Source organism: Streptomyces sp. NPDC047917 (assembly GCF_043204345.1).
Taxonomy (GTDB): domain Bacteria; phylum Actinomycetota; class Actinomycetes; order Streptomycetales; family Streptomycetaceae; genus Streptomyces; species Streptomyces sanglieri.
Window position 1 is genome coordinate 368,003 of the sequence record NZ_JBIDCA010000010.1, and the last position, 18,277, is coordinate 386,279.

The window sequence follows — 18,277 nt, forward strand, 5'->3', positions numbered from 1 at the left end:
CCCGACCCTTGCTGAGGATCTGATCCCCCAGCCCCTGCTGAGGACCTGATCCCCGGCTCCTGCTGAGGAGAGGAACCGGCTGTGAAACTCGCAACCGTGGAGCACGACCGTGTCGAGCGGACCGCGCTCGTGCTCGACCAGGGCGAGCGCCTGCTGCTGCTCGACCGCGCCCATCGCCTGGTGACCGGTGAGCACGCCCCCGCGCTGACCACCATGCAGACGATCATCGATGGCGGCGAACCCGTGCGGCAGACCCTGGAGCGGCTCGCCGAACAAGCCCCGCCCGAAGCGGTCGTCGCCGCGTCCGAGGTGCGCTGGCTGTCCCCGCTGCCCCAGCCCGTGCAGATCCGGGACTTCGGCAGTTTCATGGATCACTTCCGCAATGCCCGCTCCCGGATCCAGGGCATCCCGGCCGACCAGGTCGAACTTCCCGCCATCATGCTCGAACGCCCGCTGTACTACGTGACCAACCGGCTCTCCGTGACCGGCCACGACAGCGACATCCACTGGCCCGACTACTCCTCGGTGCGGGACTACGAGCTGGAGTTCGCCTGCGTGCTCGGCCGCGGCGGCACGGACATCCCCGCGACGGACGCCCCCTCGCACATCTTCGGTTACATGATCTTCAACGACTTCAGCGCCCGGGACACCCAGTTGGAGGAGATCGCCACAGGCCTGGGTCTGAGCAAGAGCAAGGACTTCACCGACGCGAACGTCCTCGGCCCATGGATCGTCACCGCAGACGAGATCGGCGACCCGTACCGGCTCACGATGACCGCCCGCATCAACGGCGAGGAGGTCAGCCGGGGCACCTCCGCCGACATGCACCACAGCTTCGCCGACATGATCGCCTTCGCCTCCCGGTCCACCCGGCTGCACACCGGAGAGGTCCTGTGCTCGGGCACCGTGCCCACCGGCTGCGGGCTGGAACACGGCCGCTTCCTGGAACCGGGCGACACCGTGGAACTCGAAGTCTCCGGCCTGGGCGTGCTGCGCAACCGGGTCGTGTCATGAACCGCGAAGCACTCATCCTCGGCGTCGGCGCCACCCCCTTCGGCCGCCACCTCGACCGCTCCGCCGGCGATCTCGCCGGCCAGGCCGCACACGAGGCACTGCGCGACGCCGGACTCACCCCGGCCGATGTCGGCGCCGTCTTCCATGCCACGGTCAGCCAGAAGGCGATCGACGGCCAGCACATGATCCCCGGCCAGGTCGCCCTGCGCCCGCACGGGTTTGCCGGGGTACCCGTAGTGAATGTGGAAAACGCCTGCGCGGGCGGCGCCACAGCTCTGTGGCTGGCGATCGCCCACGTACAGGCAGGCCTGTCGGACACCGCCCTGGCCGTCGGCGTGGACAAGCTCGTCTGCGCCGATCCCGCCCAGGGACTGGCGGTGTTCGACGGAGCCATGGACGTAGCCCACCGCGAGGAGACCCTGGCCGCGCTCGCCGCCCTGACCGATCCCCTGCCGCCCGAACTGACCGTGGACGGCGACCGGTCGGTGTTCATGGAGATCTACGCCTCCTTGGGCCGCGCCCACATGCGGCGCTTCGGCACCACCGAAACCCACCTGGCCGCGGTCGCGGCGAAGAACCACGCCCACTCCGTCCACAACCCCCGGGCCCACTTCCGCCGGGCGTTCACCACGCAGGAGATCCTGGCCGCGCGGCGGGTGGCATGGCCGCTGACGGTGCCGATGTGCTCACCGGTCAGCGACGGCGCCGCAGCCGTCGTCGTGACGCGGGCCGACCTCACCCGTGACGAGTCGGCCGTGGCGGTGCTGAGCAGCGTCCTGCTGTCGGGCACCGACCGGAAGGCGGACGACACCGGGCGGCACATCGGCCGCCGGACCGCACTTGCCGCCTACGAGAAGGCCGGCATCGCTCCGCAGGACATCGATGTGGCGGAGGTCCACGACGCCACCGCCTTCGGCGAGATCCAGCAGGTGGAGAACCTGGGATTCTGTCCGATCGGCGACGGCGGACCGTGGTCGGCCTCGGGCGCCGGCGCGCTCGGTGGCACCCTCCCGGTCAACCCGTCGGGAGGACTCGAATCGCGTGGCCATCCGGTGTCCGCCACCGGACTGGCGCAGATCCACGAACTGGTCACACAACTACGCGGCCGGGCGGGCGAGCGCCAGGTCCCGGACGCGCGCATCGCCATCGCCGAGAACGGCGGTGGCCTCTACGGAATCGAGGAGGCGGTGGCCGCCGTGACCATCCTGGGGAGAATACGATGACAGCCGGATACGCGGACCTGATCCTGTCGGCGCTGCGCAGGCGGCCCGAGCGCACTGCCTTCCGCTTCACCGGCGACGACGGGACCAAGCACACCTGGACCTATGGCGAGACCGCGGAACGGATCGAACGCACCGCGGCCGCGTTCGGACAGCTGGGTCTCACGCCCGGCGACGGGATCGCCCTGCTGTGCGGCCCGAGCCCGCAGGCGTTCACCGTCATGGCCGCCGCCTGCCTGGCCGGACTGCGCTACACCGCTCTGCACCCGCTTGCCACCGCGGACACCGACCGGACCATCCTGCGCGACAGCGCGTCCGACTGCCTGGTCGTGGACGACACCCGCTTCGCCGCGCGCGCCCGTCCCGACGGCACCAAGGCGATCACCCTCGCCGAACTCGACCGTCTCACCGCCACCACACCCCCCGGCCCGAACGACCCGCGCGGCCCCGCGCTCTACCTCTTCTACACCGGCGGCACGACCGGCGAACCCAAGGGCGTGATGCTGCGAGACCGCTCACTGCTCGCCAACGCCTGGGCCTCCTCCACCTGGGCCTGGCCACCGGACACCCACTTCCTGATCACCACCCCCATGTCGCACGCCGCCGGGCTCCTCGTCGCACCTGGCCTGCTCCACGGCGCCAGCTTCGAACTCCACCCCTCCTTCGACCCGGACCGCGTCATCGACGCGATCGAACGCGACGGCGTGAGCGCCACGTTCGTCGTCCCCACGATGCTGTACGCCCTGCTCGACCACCCCCGTCCTCCCGCTGCCGACCTGTCAGGGCTGAACTGGGTCCTCTACGGTGCCGCACCCGCCGACCCCGCCCGCCTCGCCCAGGCACACCGGCTCCTCGGCCCCGTGCTCAGCCAGCACTACGGACAGGCCGAGGCCCCCAACGCGCTGACCGTCCTGGACCCCGCCGAGCACCGCGACGACCCGAACGTCCTGGGCAGCTGCGGCCGGCCGATGCCCGGCGTGGAGATCGCCCTGCTCGACCCGCACGGCAGGCACGTACCGGCAGGCGAGCCCGGCGAGCTGTGCGTCCGAGGACCGCTCGTGATGGACGGCTACTGGAACAAGCCCGAACAGACCGCAATCGCGCTCGACGGAGGCTGGCTGCACACCGGTGATGTCGCCCGCCGGGACGACACCGGCCTGATCACAATCATCGACCGGATCAAGGACACCATCATCACCGGCGGTTTCAACGTCTACCCGCGCGAAGTCGAGGACGCCCTCGCCACACACCCGGCCGTCGCCGCCAGCGCCGTCTACGGCACACCCGACCCGCACTGGGGCGAAGCCGTCACCGCCACCGTGGTCCTGCGCCCCGGACAGCAGGCCACCCCAGCCGATCTGACGGACCACGTCCGTGCCCACAAGGGCGCGCTCTGGGCCCCGAAACTGCTCCGGCTCGCCGATTCGCTCCCCCTCACCGCCCTGGGCAAGGTGGACAGGAAGAAGCTCCGCAACCAGCCCTGAACAGGGCACTGTCACGTTGGCTGGCGCGGAGATGATCTTGAGGTTGGCCGTGTCGGGGGAGAGCGTCGTGGAGAGTGCGCCGCCGTCGAGGGGCATCGCTACCCGGACGGGATCATCGCGCGCCGCGTGTGGCTGTACTTCCGGTTCCCCATGTCGTTTCGCGAGGCCGAGGAGCTGATGCTCGATCGCGGGATGGTCGTCTCCTGCGAGACCGTTCGGCGCTGGCGCGGCAAGTTCGGGCAGCAGTACGCCAACGCGCTGCGCCGCCGGCGTCCCCGACCCGGCGACAAGTGGCATCCGGACGAAGTCCTCATCAAGATCAATGGCGAGCAGAAGTACCTGTGGCGGGTCGTCGACCAGGACGGCGACGTCCTCGACAACCTTGTGCAGAACCAACTGGACAAGGCCGCGGCCAGACGCTTCTTCCGCAGGCTGATGACGAAGACCGGCGCAGTGCCACGGGTGATCGTCATGGACAGGCTCCGCTTCTACGGAGCGGCCCACCGTGAGGTCATGCCCTCCGTCGAGCACCGCTCGCACAAGGCCGTCGCTGTCAGCCTGTCCTGCGGGGTTTGGTGCCGACCTTGTGGTGCGCAGGCCTGCTGTATGCCTCGCCGGTGGCGAGCACTCTGCCCACGTCATGACGGGCGGTGGGGCGATGGTTTTTCGAACCCGGCTGCCTGCCGGGACCGGGGCGGGATGGTTTCGGTGCACTGGCTGGGGAACCGGTCCTCGCGTGCAGCTGACCGGCCGGCTCGGATGGAGCCTGCAACGGCCCGAGCGGCGGGCGGTCGAGCTGAACGAGTCGGAGATCGCGCGTTGGATCGCGCACGAGTGGCCGCGCATCAAAAGGGGGCCGTGAACACACGTGCCTGGATCGTCTTCCTCGACGAATCAGGCGTCTCCCTACTCCCTCGGATCCGCCGCACCTACTCGCCCCGAGGGCGGACTCCGCTCCTGCGGCACCGCCTGAACTGGAAGCGCGCGTCGATGGCCGGGGCCTTGGGTTACCACTCCACCGATCCTCATCGCGGCGCGCGCCTGTGCTTCCACCTCAAGCCAGGCAGCTACGACACCGCCGGACTCATCGAGGTCCCGGAGCAGATGAAGGTGTTCCACCGCGGCGAGCGAGTGGTCCTGGTCCGGGACGGCCTGTCCGCCCACTGGAGCCGGGCGATGCGGTCCTGGGTCGCCGAACAGGACTGGCTCACCCTGGAACGATTACCCGCCTACGCTCCCGAGCTGAACCCGGTGGAACCGCTGTGGTCCTCGCTCAAGAAGCGCGAACTCGCCAACCTCGCCGACGACCACCTCGCCGATGTCGCCGACGCTACCGAGCAAGGCATCCACCGCATCGACGCCAACCCCCGACTGCCGTGGTCATTCCTTGCCCATGGGCCTGACCATCCACCCACCACACCCACTGAACTTACGAAAAGATCAGTAAGCGCTGTCCCGTAGTCCCACGAGGCTGAGGGTCATGCCGTGTCCGGGGCGGCGCCGATGGCACCGGCCGAGCGAAGCGAACGCCCGAGGTCTCCGGTGAGGATGCGGGGGTGGCGCCGCCACCACCACAGGTCGGGGCCGGGCAGTCTGTGGAACTGATCGAGTGCTTGGCCGTCGTCGTCGATGGTCACGGCCTTGTACTGGTCGTCCAGAGCTTTGATCCGCGGGGTCCAGAGCTGGACGACGTGTTCGTCCAGCAGGAGCCACGCCTCGTGCAGCCAGTTTCGGCAGTAGAGGTCGTTGGTGTACTCGTAGATGTTGTCGTCGTAGCCGCGCTCGATGACGCTCACCAGGGCAGCCCACGCGTTCACCCTTTCAGCGACCGTGAACGCCGTTCGCCAGCCACGCTGGTGCAACAGCTCTCCCACCTCGGTTTCAGAAGCCACCGGCGTGAGGTTCTCATGCCGAATCCGTCCAGGCGACCGAGATATGTCCCGTCAGAGGCTGGCGGCCCCGCAGCGTGATCAGGATGAGACGATCTCGCCGTGGCTGGTGTGATCACGGCGTCGCCGTCCTGGATAGCCCCTTTCAGCGGGCTGAGCCCGCGGCAGTTCGGGAAGCTGGTGACCGTGCTGCGGCGCCAGGGTGCGGACGCCGTCCGCAAGGCCCGGCCGTGGAGTCTTCCGCTGGAGGACCGGGCACTGCTGGTCGCGGCGTACTGGCGCACGAACCTGACCATGCGGCAAATTGCTCCGATGTTCGGGGTGTCCAAGTCGGCGGCGGACCGTGTCATTGTCCAACTCGGGCCGATGCTGGCGCTTCAGCCCCGCAAAACGTTCGCCAAGGGACACTGTTCTCATCGTGGACGGCACCCTGGTTCCCACCTGCGACCACACCATCGCCGAGCGGTCGAAGAACTATCGGTACTCCACCAACCACCAGGTCGTCATCGACGCCGACACCTGTCTGGTCGTCGTGGCCGGCCGGCCTCAGGGAACCGCAACGACTGCAAGGCGTGGGAGGAGTCCGGCGCCAAGGCCGCCGTCGGCAAAACCACGACGATCGCTGACGGCGGCTACCCGGGCACCGGACTCGTCATCCCGCACCGCCGCGAGCGCGGCCAGGCCGAACTTCCGGATTGGAAAGAAGAACACAACAAGTCCCACACGCAGGTCCGAGCCCGCGTCGAGCACGTCTTCGCCCGGGTGCACAACCTCGCCCTCGCCGGATAGGCGAGCGGGCCACACCGCGGCCGTTCATGCCCGAGGCAACCCGGAGATCATTTACGGGACATCACTTGGCCAGCGGTTCGCGACACTCTCGGGAGGGTGCCGCGAACAACAGCGTGCTCCGTCAGGCTTGCCGGCAGTTCTGGCCGCTCACCCACAGGGTGCCCTCGGCCCAGCCGCCCTGACAGGAGTACTTGTTGTTCCGGTCGCTGATGATGAAGTTCGACAGCGGCCCCCAGTGGTTGGTGTTGAGGGTGTTTCCGAAGACGATCGGCCCATCCGCGTCGACCGTGCTGCAGGTGATCACCTCGCCGGCCCGCTGTGTGGTGTGCCGGCCGCGTGGCTGTGCGCATCGGCGGCGCCTGCGGCAGCAGCGGCGGTCAGGCACAGGGCGGCGCCAGCGGCGGCGGCACCGGCCACGTGGTGCAGCCGCAGCTGCACCACGGTGGCGCCGGCCTGCACCAAAGCCGACCTGGGCCACGCCAGACGACTGCGCGAGGCGATCCAGCGGACGGGCCAGGCCCTGGCGGACGAAGCCGCGCCCGCCCGTGCTTGTGTCTTTGCTGGTCAGTGGTGTTTTGCCTGGTCAGCGTGGGTTGGGTGAGCAGTCTCGTGTGGTGTGGTGGTGGGTTTCGGCGAGGTGGTCCAGGCGGATCTGGTCCAGGGACGCCTCGGTGATGCGTTCGGTGCCGTCAGGAATGCTGGTGATCGCGGCTCGGCGGATCAGTCGGGTGAGGCTCCCGATCCTGCCTGCGCATCAGCAGGCCGCGATGCCCGAGGAGTACCTGGAGGGCCGTACGACCGGTCCCGCGACGTGGCTGCACACACCGAAGAACCTCGGCCGGCTGGCCGCCTTCACCCAGGCCGCCGAAGCCCGCAGCCGCATCGTCGCGGACGGACCGCGGCCGAAGCAGCCGGTCAAGGATGCGGACGACCCCGCCCGCCGGCAGCAGCATTACACCACGCAGCCTGAGCAGGACAGGGCAGGGGAGTGGGCCGGGACCGCTGACGGGGACGCCAATCGGCCAGGGGGTGGCCCGGGTCAGTGCGGCCGCCCCGTTCCGGGCGCTGGCATGTAGATGCGGTGGGAGACAGGGCGCTGCACTCGCGGGCGGCGGAGATTCCCCTTGGCCGACAGCAGGGCGAGAACGGCGTGCTCCTGGTGGTGGGTGTGCCAGCGCTCCGCCAGGGTCCTGTCGGTGAACAGGGCCAGTCCCCGCGTCGTTTCAGAGGTCAGGGCGACGGCGTCGAAGCCGTCGGCGGCCTGGACGAACTCCATCGCGATGTCGTGGAAGCGCGGGCCGCGGAAGTAGGAGACGTGTGTGTGGTCGGGAGACAGGGGCCGGCCGCTCTCGTCGGACACGAGCGTGTGGGATGCCTTGCGGGACTCGTAGTAGGTGTGACCTGCGGCTGGATCTCGGTAGAACGGGTACCGCGCCCGAGCCACCGACGTGCGTGAGGAACTGCCTGCAGGCGCCGGGCAGGACGATGCCGTGTTCGGCCCCGAATGCAGCGACGCGCGCTTCCGCCGGCTTCGGACCGAGGCGGAACTCGGGGATCCCCTCGCCACGTCCGTGATCGTCGATGTCCGGGGTGACGTCGACCAGGACACCCACCGTTCCCGGGTCGGGGTCAGGACCCGCTCTTCGACCTCGCCCGGTAGGTGCGCTTCTTGGCGAGGGCGCCGCAGGTCTTCATCGAGCACCAGCGGCGGGCGCCCGCACGGGAGGTGTCGACGAAAGGTGTGCCGCACGCGGGGTTTCCGCAGATGCGGACGCGTGTGCGGTGTTCCGAGTGGCAGAGCTCGATCAGGTCCCGCGCGACCATGGAGAGCGCCGCCGAGACAGTGTCCCCGTGCCAGCGTACGGAGGCCGTGTCGGCCGAGAGTTCGGGCACGGACGTGGACTCGGCAGCGGCGCTGTTGATCAGCGCGATGTCCTCGCGGGCGGGCGCGGCTTCGTCCGCCAGGGCCTGGCCCGTCCGCTGGATCGCCTCGCGCAGTCGTCTGGCGTGGCCCAGGTCGGCTTTGGTGCAGGCCGGCGCCACCGTGGTGCAGCCGCTCTCCATGCTCCACCGGCCGAGGTCCTCCGGCCGGGCGAGCCGTTCCAAGGGCGTGCCGGTGCCGCGGTCGGCCAGGGTGCAGGCGAAGGCGAAGCAGAGCCGCGCGTCGTCGAAGCGGAAGTCGGCCTTGGCGCGCTGGCGCCCTTCGCGTCGACCGTCCTTGTCATCCATGTCCACCACTTTATGCGGTTGACATCGCGCCGGGCAAGCGCCTAGCTTTCAAGTCCACCGGTTGAACCGGTGGACTTGGATTTCCTTCGTCGTATCACGAGCCACAAGGAGGCCGCTTCCATGCGCGCCGCAGTTATCGAGGAACTCAACAAGCCGCTCGTCATCCGTGACGTGCCCGACCCCGTGTGCCCGCCGGACGGCGCGATCCTGCGCGTCGGAGCCAACGGGATCTGCCGGACCGACTGGGCCTTGTGGGCCGGGAACTTCTGGACCGGCGGGCCGAGCGTCAAGCCTCCGTTCGTCCTCGGCCACGAGTTCGCCGGCACCGTCGTAGAGGTCGGCCGGGACGTGCGGGACTGGGGGGAGGGCGACCGCGTCCTCTTCCCGATGAACCCCGGCGAGGGCTCCTGCGAGATGTGCCGCAGCGGCAACCAGCAGGTGTGCGAGCACGTGGACTCGCTCGTGCCCGGGGTGTCCTACTGGGGCGCCTTCGCCGAGTACGTCATGGTCCGCTTCGCTGACGTCAACCTGGTCCGGGTACCGGAGTCCGTCGGCTTCACGGACGTCGCCGCCCTCGCCTGCCGCTACATGACCGCCTTCCACGGCGTCGTCGACCAGGCGAAGGTCCGCGGCGGGGAATGGGTCGCGGTCTACGGCGCCGGCGGCGGCATGGGCCTGTCGACGGTGGAGATCGCCGCGGCGACGGGCGCCAACGTCATCGCGATCGACATCACGGACGAGAAGCTGGAGGCCGCGCGGGCCCTGGGCGCGGTCCACACGGTCAACGCCGCCACGGACGACCCGGCGGAGGCGGTGAAGACCCTTACCGGGGGCGGAGCGCATGTGTCGGTCGACTCCGTCGGGATCGCCGAGGCCTGCCGCAACTCCGTCCTGTCCCTGCGTAACCGTGGCCGCCACCTCCAGCTCGGGCACACCACCGCCGCGGAGAAGGGGGACGTCGCGCTGCCGATCGACGTCATGATGGTCAAGGAGCTGGAGTTCCTGAGCGCCTTCGGCATGCAGGGCCAGCGGTTCGGCACCATGCTGAACATGATCGCCGCCGGCCGCCTCAACCCCGGCCGGATCGTGACCCGCACCGTCGGCCTCCACGAGGCGAGCGGGGTGCTGGAGTCCCTGGCGACCTACGGGCCGACCGGCGTGGTCGTCATCGACGACTTCCAGGCCTGAGCCGTCCCGCCCGACACCGCCCGCGGGCGGCACCCCCATGGAAAGAAAGCAGGCACGACCATGCCCGTTTCCCGTCTGCTGATGGACCGGGAACTGAGCCAGGCACTCGAGGGCGTCCCCATGACGCCCAACGGTGCGTTCGACCTCACCGACATCCCCGCAACGCGCGCGGCCTTCCGCGCGCAGGCCGAGTCGACCGCCGCGAGCGAGCCCGACGACCCGTCGGTCACAACGGAGGAACACCGCATCGGACGGGCGGACGGCCCCGACGTGACGGTCCGCCTGCTGCGGCCCGCCACCGCGCCGGGACCACTGCCGGTGATGCTCTGGTTCCACGGCGGCGGCCAGGTACTCGGCTTCGCCGCCCAGGACGATGCCTGGCTCAAGCCGTTGTGCTCGCAGCTCGGCTGCGCCGTCGCCGTGGTCGACTACCGGCTCGCCCCGGAGACACCCGCTCCCGGCGCCGCCGAGGACGGCTTCACCGCCTACCAGTGGCTCGTCCGCGAAGCAGAGGAGCTGGGTCTGGACGGCACCCGGATCGGCATCGCGGGCCAGAGCGGCGGCGGAGGCATCGCGGCGGCCACCGTCCTGCTGGTCCGGGACCGCGGCGGCGCGGCCCCCGTGTTCCAGTCACTGACGTACCCCATGCTGGACGACCGCAACCTGACCGCGTCGAGCCACGAGATCACCGACATCGGCATCTGGGACCGCTCCACGAACATCCTGGCCTGGCAGGCGGTCCTGGGGGACCGCACCGGAACCGACGACGTCTCCCCCTACTCGGCCCCCTCCCGCGCGCAGGACTTCAGCGCGCTGCCGCCGACCTTCATCGCGGTCGGCGAACTCGACTGCTTCCGCGACGAGGACCTCGACTACGCCGCGCGCCTGCGCGCCCACGGGGTCCCGGTCGAACTGCACCTCTACCCGGGCGCCTACCACGCCTTCGACCTGTTCGCACCCGAGTCGCGGCTCGCGGCCACCTTCCAGCAGACCTGGTTCAGCTACCTCGCCCGTCGGTTCCAGGACACATCCACCCCGTGACGTACTCCGACCGGCTCGTATGCCGGTGGAGGCCCTGACCGAAGTCCTCGGTCAGAGCCGGACGGCACGAGTGGCCGCGACCAGTACCAAGGATGCCGCTGCGCGTCAGGTGCGGCGGCATCCCCTTGAAGAAGCGAAGGAGAGAAACACGATGCCCATCATCAACATCGACGCCTGGGAGGGCGCCGGCGACGAGCAGACGCAGGAACTGCTGACCGAGGTGACCGAGACCGTGCACCGCGTCACGAACATCCCGCGCGACAAGATCCTCGTCCTGTTCCATGCCAACCCGGTCAAGTACTGGGCGCAGGGCGGCGTCCTCGCCTCCGACCCCGACTTCCTCGAAAAGTCGCGTCAGCACTGAAGTGCATGACGCACGCGACACGGCGCGCGGCGATGCCGATCGCCCGGCGTGCCGCGTTGCTGTCCGGATGCGGAAGGCCGTGCATCGAAATCCTCAACTAGGCGGCTTGTGGTCGGGTTTGTGGTCGGGCCCGACCACGGGCCGACCACAGAACCGACCACCGCAGGCCAGGGCCAACACGCCCTCGGCTGCCGCCCGCCCGTACGATGGCCGACGTGACAGTCCGCCGCGCTCTTGGCGCAGGCCCTCAGGCTCCCGCGCCCAGCATCCGCGCCGCCCAGGCCGACCTGCTCGACGTACTTCCCGGAGAACGTCTGTCCGATCTCGACGAACTGCGTGCCCGAGGCGTGCTCGGCACGCGCCCGGCCGCGCCACCGTCCCCGCGGCGGACCCTCGGAACCGGCGGCCACGCCGACGAGGAACCGCCCCACCATCCCGGCTGAGATCTGCTTCTCTCCCGGCTGGGCCAGTTCGGCCCAAAGTTCTCCTGCACTTTCGCTCGCACTTTCTCCTGCATGATTCCATGCACTATCTGTTGCCCCCCTCTCTCCGGGGCGTCGTGTGTTTACGCAGGTCACCAAGCCCGCAAAGCGTGGTCGGGATGCTGACATCCCCTCTGCGCACCTCCTGCCGCCCGAACCGCCGAAAGGGAGAGGGTGGGGGCGGGGCGGGCGGAGCGCCGCGGGGCCGGCGGCCGGCAAGTCCCTCTCGCGCGTTGGCGGGGCCGCGCGCGGGCCGGGTCTGGCACCCGGCCGTTCCCGAAGCGGGGCCGGATCGGTGACGGCGTACAGCGGCCCCGGGGCGGCTGGCTCAGAACAGGGAGTCCTGGTTGGGTTCCTGGCGTTGTAGCGGTGGGACGTCCTTGCCCTCCCACTTTGCTTTCAGGTGCTTGCGCCAGCCCTGTGGCGGGGGCCAGGGACCCCCCCACTCCGCAAGCTGCTTCCTCGTCCAGCCGCCGTCGGGAGTCTGCGCGGCGGTCACTTCATCAGGAGAAGGCACGTAACTCGGCATGGCCCTGATGATGCATGAGCGGTGACGCAGTGACATACGCGGTCAACCCATGTGGACGCCATCCTGGGCACTGCGTCGATCGGCTGCGCCGGGCGGCCCGGGGCAGCTCGGTAGCCTGAACCAGGTGGCCCGTGGGCCAAGACGCGGGCATCGTGGGCAGCCTGGGCGGCGTCGCCGTCGTGCTCGGGCTTGAGGTGGACGGATGGTGGCGGCCGTGCGCCGGCTTCCATCTGTGCTGTTCGTCCAGGCGTCAGGCGTGCTCGTTCGCGCGTGACTGTCCCGGCAGCAGCCCCGTACGGGGTGCCGTTCGGCCGCACGGCGTGGTGCCGGGATTCGATAGAGGGCTGACTGTCTTCCCCGACTGTGCGGGGTCCCGCCGACTGGAGCGCCACATCCGGTGGAAATCCGAGCAGTAGACTTGATCTTTATGAGTGCCATGTCACGACGGGTTCCTGGGGAAATGGCCCTGGGGCCGTTGATGCGCTGCTACGGGTATCGCTTCACTCGGGCCGGAACGGTCAGGGGAGCCGAACCGTCTGACGACCCCGCAGACGTTGCGGCAGCTCACCGCGCGGGGTGGCCGGTGCATGAGCACGAACAGTGGGCTGCGCCTGAGATCGTCGAGCGTGCCGTCTCAGCGGCCGCGGTGCTGAATGAGGATACGGTGCTCCCGGCGTTCGTCGCGGGGTTGGGGTCCGCTCCGCGCGGGCGGCAGACGGTGATCTCCTACGGATGGGCGCGCTTCCTCAGCACGGCGCCGCGAGACGAAGACGGTGTCCCTGATTGCGGTTTGAAGCCGGTGTCCGAGGTCGACGTCACAGAAGTGCTGCTGCGTCTCGCACTCGGCTGGGCGTGGAACGAGGTGCCGGAGCATTATCTGCCGGACCTGGAAGCCGCCGCAGCGGAAGGGCTGCCTCGGCCGGAAGAGGACGACCGCGAGCGGCTGCGCGCGTTGCTCGGTCTCATCCGCTCAGCGCCGGCGGGGATGAGACCGAGCGAGTTGGAGAAGGAGGTCGCGCGGGCGAAGATCGTGCCTGGTACTGACAAGTATCAGCGGTACGGCATCCTTATCGGACTTGCCGAGATTGGGGTGCTTCCCAGCCCAGCCCTGCCGCCGATGTGGGACCGGTTCGTCCCCACTGCCGAGAGGCACACCGCATTCCGCAGGCTACGCGGCGCGCCACGCTCGGACATCACGGTGCCACTCGCAGGATGGCGTGGAGGCGTCGACGAACAACGGGCCTCATGGCTGCTGGACAGATGAGAGCAGCAGGACGCCGCCAGGAGCGTGATGAGCCCCCCAGGGCGCTTGGACGTAGCGTCAGCGGCGGGCATCCCTGGGCCCCAGCAGACCGGTGACCTCGGCAATTGCCTCCGCCGACGGGTAGAAGCAGGTTGATGTGGTTGATCACGGTCTGATCAGCAAGTAGCGCTGCGAGCCCGCTGCTGGCCCTACGACCGGCTTGAACAGTCGTGCGCCGAACTCGCAACACACCGGATCACCGAACGCCTTGGCGATTCCGTTACTGCCTGCGCAACCCATGCCTCTGAGGCGTCGCAGCAGTTCGATGACGGCGCCGTCATCGAACTGCTGCCCTCACGTTGACCATCTGCCCGCCCTCGGCCGTCTACCAGCGCATGCCCAGCTGGTCGAGGTCGGTGCGGTGTTGTTCGGGGAGTTTCATGGCGCGTTTGCGGACGTTGCCGAGCCAGGCGCCGAGCTTGACCGCAACAACCGCGTCAGCGCCATCCTGACGGCCTGTCGGGACTGCACCCGCATCCAGTGCTCCTCAACGTGCTTGCGACGCAATCGAAGATGCCCTTCGCGGGCGTGGAACTGCCGTGTGGCTTTATCGAGCAGTTGTGGTTCTGGCTCACCTTCCGTGAAACGGTGACTGATCGTCACCTACCAGATGTCTTCGAGGCGGCCCAGGTACCAACCACTCCTCCCAGGGCCGGACCGGCCATTATCCCGATGGCGACGGGGACGGAGAGCGAGAGGTCCCAGGTGATCACGGCGGTGATCAGCAGACCCAGCCACAGCATTTGCAGTGCTGCAGCAGTAGTCACCTTGCGTCGTGTACTCCACTCACGCATTGCCAACGTCGGTCGCATACGTTCCCCTCCGTATCCGTCTGCGCTTTGACACGCATCCTGGCACTCGCGCGACATCCACGACCAGGATCTGGATGCGCGTGATGCTCGGCCAGGTTGTTATGCGAGGAGGACTCGCTTGCGGAGGAGCGAAGCCTGCGCGGCAGAGCATCTGGCGCTTGAGCATCTTGATCCGGTTGACGTGCCCTTCGACCACATCTGAGTTCCAGGGCAGGGTGAGGTCGGCGATCACGGCGTCGCGGGCGATTCCTGCGGCGAGTGTGTGGAGGTTGGGCAGGTCGTCCTGGCGGACGGCGTCGAGCCATTCGGGGAGCAGTTCGCCCTGGCGCTCGGTGAGCATCTCGGCGAAGGACCGGACGTGGCCGGTGAGGGCGTCAAGCTCGGGGCAGTCGGCCAGCACGGCCTTGAGCTGGAGCTGCTCGATCTCCGTGAGCGTTTCCGGGCGGCTGAGAATCCATCTGGCCACCTGGCGGGGTGCCGGGGGCTGTGCGGGAACTGGCCGGGGTGACGTGCGCTTCTTCCTGATGTAGGCGCTGACGATGCCGTAGCTGCCCTTGTGACCAAGCGGGACGATCTCCTCCCAGAGCTGCCAGGCGTTGGTGCAGCCCTCGTTCCAGCGTTTGTCGAGGTAGGGCTTGTACTCGTCCAGCGCGGAGGCTCGGTTGAACTGGTACTGACCGGCAAAGAGGTCTTCTGGTCTGGCTGCATCGGCAAGGCTTTTGACGGTGCGGTGCGTCATATGGAGTTGGCGGCCGATGGAACGGCGGCTGTGGCCGGCTTCCAGCATCGCGTGGACCCTGGCGTGTCTGGCCCGGATGCGGTTGGCGATCCGGTCGATCTTCCAGGGCGAGGCCGGGTCCACCATGGAGGGTGCGGGCTCGTCGCATCCGTCCTCGACCGGTTCGGGGGCCAGGACGCACAAGCACTGGCGGTGGCGGGCAACAGTTCGCTCGGCGGCCTTGCTGAGGTTGTGCCACAGATGCCACCGGTCAGCGACCTGGATCGCCTGGGGTGCCCCGACCGAAGCGCCTTCGGCGAAGAACGGAGCACGGTTCCGGCAGATCACCTCGATGCCCGGCCGCTTCGACAGCCACTTGGCCAGGCTGGACGCCTCCCGGTCAGGCAGCAGGTCCATCGGCCGACGGGTCTCACAGTCGACCAGCACAGTTCCGTAGATGCGGCCCTTGCGAGTGGCGTACTCATCGACGCCGACCACCCGCGGGGTCGGCACATCCGGCTCAGGCAACACGTCGACCAGCCGCAGCACCGTACTGCGGCTGACAGACACTCCGAAGACGCCTGCCATCCGGGCACCGGCCCGGCCCGCGAGAGCGAGGCCGACCATGGCCAGGGGCGAACGCAGACGTTCGGTCCAACGGCTGTATCCCCTGGTCAGCCCCGGCATCTGCTCGACGAACGTCCGCCGTCCGCATACAGAGTCCAGACAGAAGAACCTGCGGACTTGCAGGCACAGAACCACCCGTCGCCCCGCACTGGGCACATCTGTGGGAAACCGCCGGTAGGAGCTGTGTATTCGACTTGACTCGTCCGGGCCGAGGCTCAATTTGAACCGCTGGGGCGACACATCGGACCCGGCCCCAAAGCAGCGGGGTGCCCGCCAGGACGCGTGCTCGTGCTTCGATCAGTCCAGGCTGCGTCCACGAGCCCGAGTCGGATTCCACGCCGAGCGGCAGGACACCTCGGCTCAGGGCTGGCGCCACCTGCTGGAGCTGATCGACGAGGCCGCCGCCGACGGGCGCGAGGGGTTTCGCCCCCTGACCGGGCTCAGTCCGGAAGAGCGGCGGTAGATCATCGCTCTGCCACCTGGCATCGCCCAGCTGACGGCGGTCAAGCACCTTGTTCTCTACGGCAGCAATCTGGTCCGGAGCCCGCCCGAGATCGGGGCCGTGACCAGCCTGGAGGAGCTCACCCCCTACACCTCCTACCGGCTGCGCTGGTTCCCCTACGAGATCACCCGATGCCGGAAGCCGGCCCGCAGCACGGTAAGCACGCGCGCGTTGTTCGGCAACTACAAGATGCGACCGCCGTTCCCGCGGCTACGGCCTTCCCCGGGCTCGGTTGCGGGCCTCGATCCGGGAAACCTGGATCCCCGACGGTGGGGTGCCACCGTCACCCATAGCTGCAGTGTCTGCGACCGCCCGATCGAACAGCGCGGACTTCATCAGGTGTGGATCTCACTGCACGTGGCCACTGACGTACTGCCCCTGCTGGTCAACGTTTGCTCGGCGGCGTGTGTCGCCGCGCTGCCTGGCGGTGCTCGCGACTACATCCCCACACCACACAAAGGCGGCCGGGTCGACCAGCCGGCGTCCGACTGGGACTGACCGGCCCTCGCCACACCTCCCGGTCGGTCGAGAAACGACCACGATGGTGTGACGACGGGGCGAACGTCTGGGCGGGGAAGCTGACGCTCGTGATGGGGAAGTACATGACCGTCGACAACTTCGTCTGCGTCTTCTGCGATGAGGCCCTGTTGCGGGGGTGGAACGTGCACCGGCCCGGACGCTAGACGGTCGGCGGCTTGTCCACGGCCACGCCGTGTACATCGAACGCAACCTATAGGTCCGTTGAGCAGTCTGACGGGTCAATACCTGTGGTCGTAGATTGCCCGCAGCCATGGTTCCTGGACGGTGGGCATCCGTGCCAGCGTATGCCGGAACGCATCGCCGGACGGCCAGAACGGCATGCGCGGGTGCGGCGGCAGTGGATCGTCCCGCTCCACGCCTGCCGGCAGGCCGCCGACTGCCGGCAGCTGGGTCCGGTGGGGTGGGAAGGCCAGCTCGGCCCAGAGCGCGGCCTCGACGGGCACGGCCACCGCGCCGCCTCTCGGCTGCCACACCTCTGCGGTCTGCGGGTGGACCGGCACCAGCAGCAGCTCGGCGGCCGGCTCGCCGAGCCCCGGCCCCGCCAGGTCCAGCCACTTCGCGCCCTCCCCGGAGGGCAGCAGCGCGGCGAGTGCCCGGCCGAGGAGCTCGGTGACGGGACCGGGCGCCGGCTCGACCGGCCCGCCCTCGGAGGCCATCACCACGTGGGCGAGGGCCACGCCCGCCGGGATGTCCCGGTACTCGCTCAGTCCGTGCCACAGCGGGCCGTCGGCAGACAGGTCTGCCCAGTCCATGACAGGCCGCTCCAGCGGACCGGGCAGCCGTCCGACCGCCTGCGGGAGGAGTCGGACCACCTGCCACTGCCCGCAGTCGTCGATCCGTGATCCGACCGGTAGCCGGCAGCCCAGGCAGGCGAGGTTCGGTCCGCCGCTCCCGTTGATCCCCATGCAATAGCCTTCGGTCCGCTCCGGTATCAGCCCGGTACCGCGCATGTCGCCGGGCGTGAGCAGGACGGTGTCCGGCGGTCCGTCGGACAGTGCGCCGAGCGGTGCGAAGACCCCCCGTGTGGCTGCCTCCTGTGCTCCGACCTCCTCCCACGGCCGCCACGGCGGCCCGTACGGCTCGGGGTCGACGGCGTAGGTCCCCGCCTCCAGGAGCGGTGGGTGCAGCGTCTCCCAGTAGGCGTCGCTCAGATGGATCGGCAGTGCCACCTTCGACACCGCCGCCGTTAGTACCACACCGCAGCCGGCACACCCGAACACCGCCAAGCCGTCCCCTCCCGCCGTCGAAGCCTCTGCATCCCAGCAGGCCGGCGACCAGGAGGCAACGGTTTTTCAGCCGTCGCTGAACGCCCCAGGGGGTGGCGGGGAGTTTTCGGCCTTGGCGTCCGTCACCGGTCGCAGCCGTGGGAAGCCGGAAGCCGCGCGATCACGATGGTGACTCGGCCGCGACAGCCTGACCCGCCAGACCATGTTTGAGATCTCGTGTTGTGGTGGGGGGGGGGGGGGGGGGCGGGGGGGGGGGGGGGGGGCGAGAAGCCACACCAAAAAGTCAATAGAAAACACGAGCGCGTCGGTAAGCAGGAGGC

At 69.1% G+C, this 18,277-nt stretch carries 18 protein-coding genes and 2 pseudogenes; 13 read left to right on the forward strand and 7 right to left on the reverse strand.

Features of this window, described 5'->3' with window-relative positions; translation table 11 throughout:
* Window positions 1-81 precede the first annotated feature (81 nt).
* The 5 genes and pseudogenes from ACGF8B_RS25625 (at window position 82) to ACGF8B_RS25645 (ending at window position 5,179) form a co-directional block, all read left to right on the forward strand.
* Window positions 82-1,014: a fumarylacetoacetate hydrolase family protein gene (locus ACGF8B_RS25625; RefSeq protein ID WP_392742794.1), complete on the forward strand. Its 933-nt coding sequence runs from the start codon at window positions 82-84 to the stop codon at window positions 1,012-1,014.
* Complete coding sequence (locus tag ACGF8B_RS25630) at window positions 1,011-2,237, forward strand: thiolase family protein (RefSeq protein ID WP_392742797.1); 1,227 nt, start codon at window positions 1,011-1,013, stop codon at window positions 2,235-2,237. Before ACGF8B_RS25625 ends, ACGF8B_RS25630 begins: the two co-directional genes overlap by 4 nt.
* Window positions 2,234-3,718 (forward strand): AMP-binding protein, encoded by a 1,485-nt coding sequence (locus tag ACGF8B_RS25635; RefSeq protein ID WP_392742800.1) that lies wholly within the window; start codon window positions 2,234-2,236, stop codon window positions 3,716-3,718. Before ACGF8B_RS25630 ends, ACGF8B_RS25635 begins: the two co-directional genes overlap by 4 nt.
* Window positions 3,719-3,817: 99 nt before the next feature.
* Window positions 3,818-4,267, forward strand: a pseudogene (locus tag ACGF8B_RS25640) (IS6 family transposase); the annotation flags it as partial.
* A 210-nt stretch (window positions 4,268-4,477) separates the two neighbouring features.
* A complete protein-coding gene (locus ACGF8B_RS25645; protein WP_392742976.1) occupies window positions 4,478-5,179 on the forward strand; it encodes a transposase in 702 nt (233 codons plus the stop codon).
* A 17-nt stretch (window positions 5,180-5,196) separates the two neighbouring features.
* On the opposite strand, the gene ACGF8B_RS25650 is transcribed toward ACGF8B_RS25645, so the two are convergent.
* A complete protein-coding gene (locus ACGF8B_RS25650) occupies window positions 5,197-5,610 on the reverse strand; it encodes a hypothetical protein (protein WP_392742802.1) in 414 nt (137 codons plus the stop codon).
* Window positions 5,611-5,709: 99 nt separating this feature from the next.
* On the opposite strand from ACGF8B_RS25650, the pseudogene ACGF8B_RS25655 reads away from it, so the two are divergent.
* Window positions 5,710-6,396: pseudogene (locus ACGF8B_RS25655) on the forward strand (transposase).
* 121 nt (window positions 6,397-6,517) lie between these two features.
* Here the strand turns inward: ACGF8B_RS25655 and ACGF8B_RS25660 are convergent.
* Complete coding sequence (locus ACGF8B_RS25660; RefSeq protein ID WP_392742803.1) at window positions 6,518-6,700, reverse strand: hypothetical protein; 183 nt, start codon at window positions 6,698-6,700, stop codon at window positions 6,518-6,520.
* Between the two features lie 424 nt (window positions 6,701-7,124).
* On the opposite strand from ACGF8B_RS25660, the gene ACGF8B_RS25665 reads away from it, so the two are divergent.
* A complete protein-coding gene (locus tag ACGF8B_RS25665) occupies window positions 7,125-7,472 on the forward strand; it encodes a hypothetical protein (RefSeq protein ID WP_392742806.1) in 348 nt (115 codons plus the stop codon).
* Here the strand turns inward: ACGF8B_RS25665 and ACGF8B_RS25670 are convergent.
* Both ACGF8B_RS25670 and ACGF8B_RS25675 read right to left on the reverse strand, forming a co-directional pair.
* On the reverse strand, window positions 7,436-7,756 hold the full coding sequence (locus ACGF8B_RS25670; protein WP_392742808.1) for a hypothetical protein: 321 nt from the start codon (window positions 7,754-7,756) through the stop codon (window positions 7,436-7,438). The two genes, ACGF8B_RS25665 and ACGF8B_RS25670, sit on opposite strands and share 37 nt — an antisense overlap.
* 269 nt (window positions 7,757-8,025) lie before the next feature.
* A complete protein-coding gene (locus ACGF8B_RS25675) occupies window positions 8,026-8,625 on the reverse strand; it encodes a CGNR zinc finger domain-containing protein (RefSeq protein ID WP_392742811.1) in 600 nt (199 codons plus the stop codon).
* A gap of 120 nt (window positions 8,626-8,745) precedes the next feature.
* Here ACGF8B_RS25675 and ACGF8B_RS25680 point away from each other — a divergent pair, with 120 nt between their 5' ends.
* From ACGF8B_RS25680 to ACGF8B_RS25700, 5 genes are all read left to right on the forward strand, one after another.
* On the forward strand, window positions 8,746-9,813 hold the full coding sequence (locus ACGF8B_RS25680) for an alcohol dehydrogenase catalytic domain-containing protein (RefSeq protein ID WP_392742814.1): 1,068 nt from the start codon (window positions 8,746-8,748) through the stop codon (window positions 9,811-9,813).
* 60 nt (window positions 9,814-9,873) lie between these two features.
* On the forward strand, window positions 9,874-10,854 hold the full coding sequence (locus ACGF8B_RS25685) for an alpha/beta hydrolase (RefSeq protein WP_392742817.1): 981 nt from the start codon (window positions 9,874-9,876) through the stop codon (window positions 10,852-10,854).
* Between the two features lie 151 nt (window positions 10,855-11,005).
* Complete coding sequence (locus tag ACGF8B_RS25690; protein ID WP_383726140.1) at window positions 11,006-11,218, forward strand: 4-oxalocrotonate tautomerase family protein; 213 nt, start codon at window positions 11,006-11,008, stop codon at window positions 11,216-11,218.
* Window positions 11,219-11,433: 215 nt separating this feature from the next.
* Complete coding sequence (locus ACGF8B_RS25695) at window positions 11,434-11,661, forward strand: hypothetical protein (protein ID WP_392742821.1); 228 nt, start codon at window positions 11,434-11,436, stop codon at window positions 11,659-11,661.
* A 1,151-nt stretch (window positions 11,662-12,812) separates the two neighbouring features.
* Complete coding sequence (locus ACGF8B_RS25700; RefSeq protein ID WP_392742824.1) at window positions 12,813-13,493, forward strand: hypothetical protein; 681 nt, start codon at window positions 12,813-12,815, stop codon at window positions 13,491-13,493.
* Window positions 13,494-14,131: 638 nt separating this feature from the next.
* Here the strand turns inward: ACGF8B_RS25700 and ACGF8B_RS25705 are convergent.
* Together ACGF8B_RS25705 and ACGF8B_RS25710 are read right to left on the reverse strand one after the other, a co-directional pair.
* On the reverse strand, window positions 14,132-14,299 hold the full coding sequence (locus tag ACGF8B_RS25705; RefSeq protein ID WP_392742826.1) for a hypothetical protein: 168 nt from the start codon (window positions 14,297-14,299) through the stop codon (window positions 14,132-14,134).
* A 19-nt stretch (window positions 14,300-14,318) separates the two neighbouring features.
* Entirely contained in the window at window positions 14,319-15,929 is a 1,611-nt protein-coding gene (locus tag ACGF8B_RS25710) for an ISL3 family transposase (RefSeq protein ID WP_392742828.1), read from the reverse strand.
* A gap of 322 nt (window positions 15,930-16,251) precedes the next feature.
* On the opposite strand from ACGF8B_RS25710, the gene ACGF8B_RS25715 reads away from it, so the two are divergent.
* Window positions 16,252-16,689, forward strand: coding sequence for a hypothetical protein (locus ACGF8B_RS25715; protein WP_392742830.1), 438 nt, complete (start codon window positions 16,252-16,254; stop codon window positions 16,687-16,689).
* Window positions 16,690-16,949: 260 nt separating this feature from the next.
* Here the strand turns inward: ACGF8B_RS25715 and ACGF8B_RS25720 are convergent, their stop codons facing one another.
* Window positions 16,950-17,909 (reverse strand): hypothetical protein, encoded by a 960-nt coding sequence (locus ACGF8B_RS25720; protein ID WP_392742833.1) that lies wholly within the window; start codon window positions 17,907-17,909, stop codon window positions 16,950-16,952.
* Window positions 17,910-18,277 lie beyond the last annotated feature (368 nt).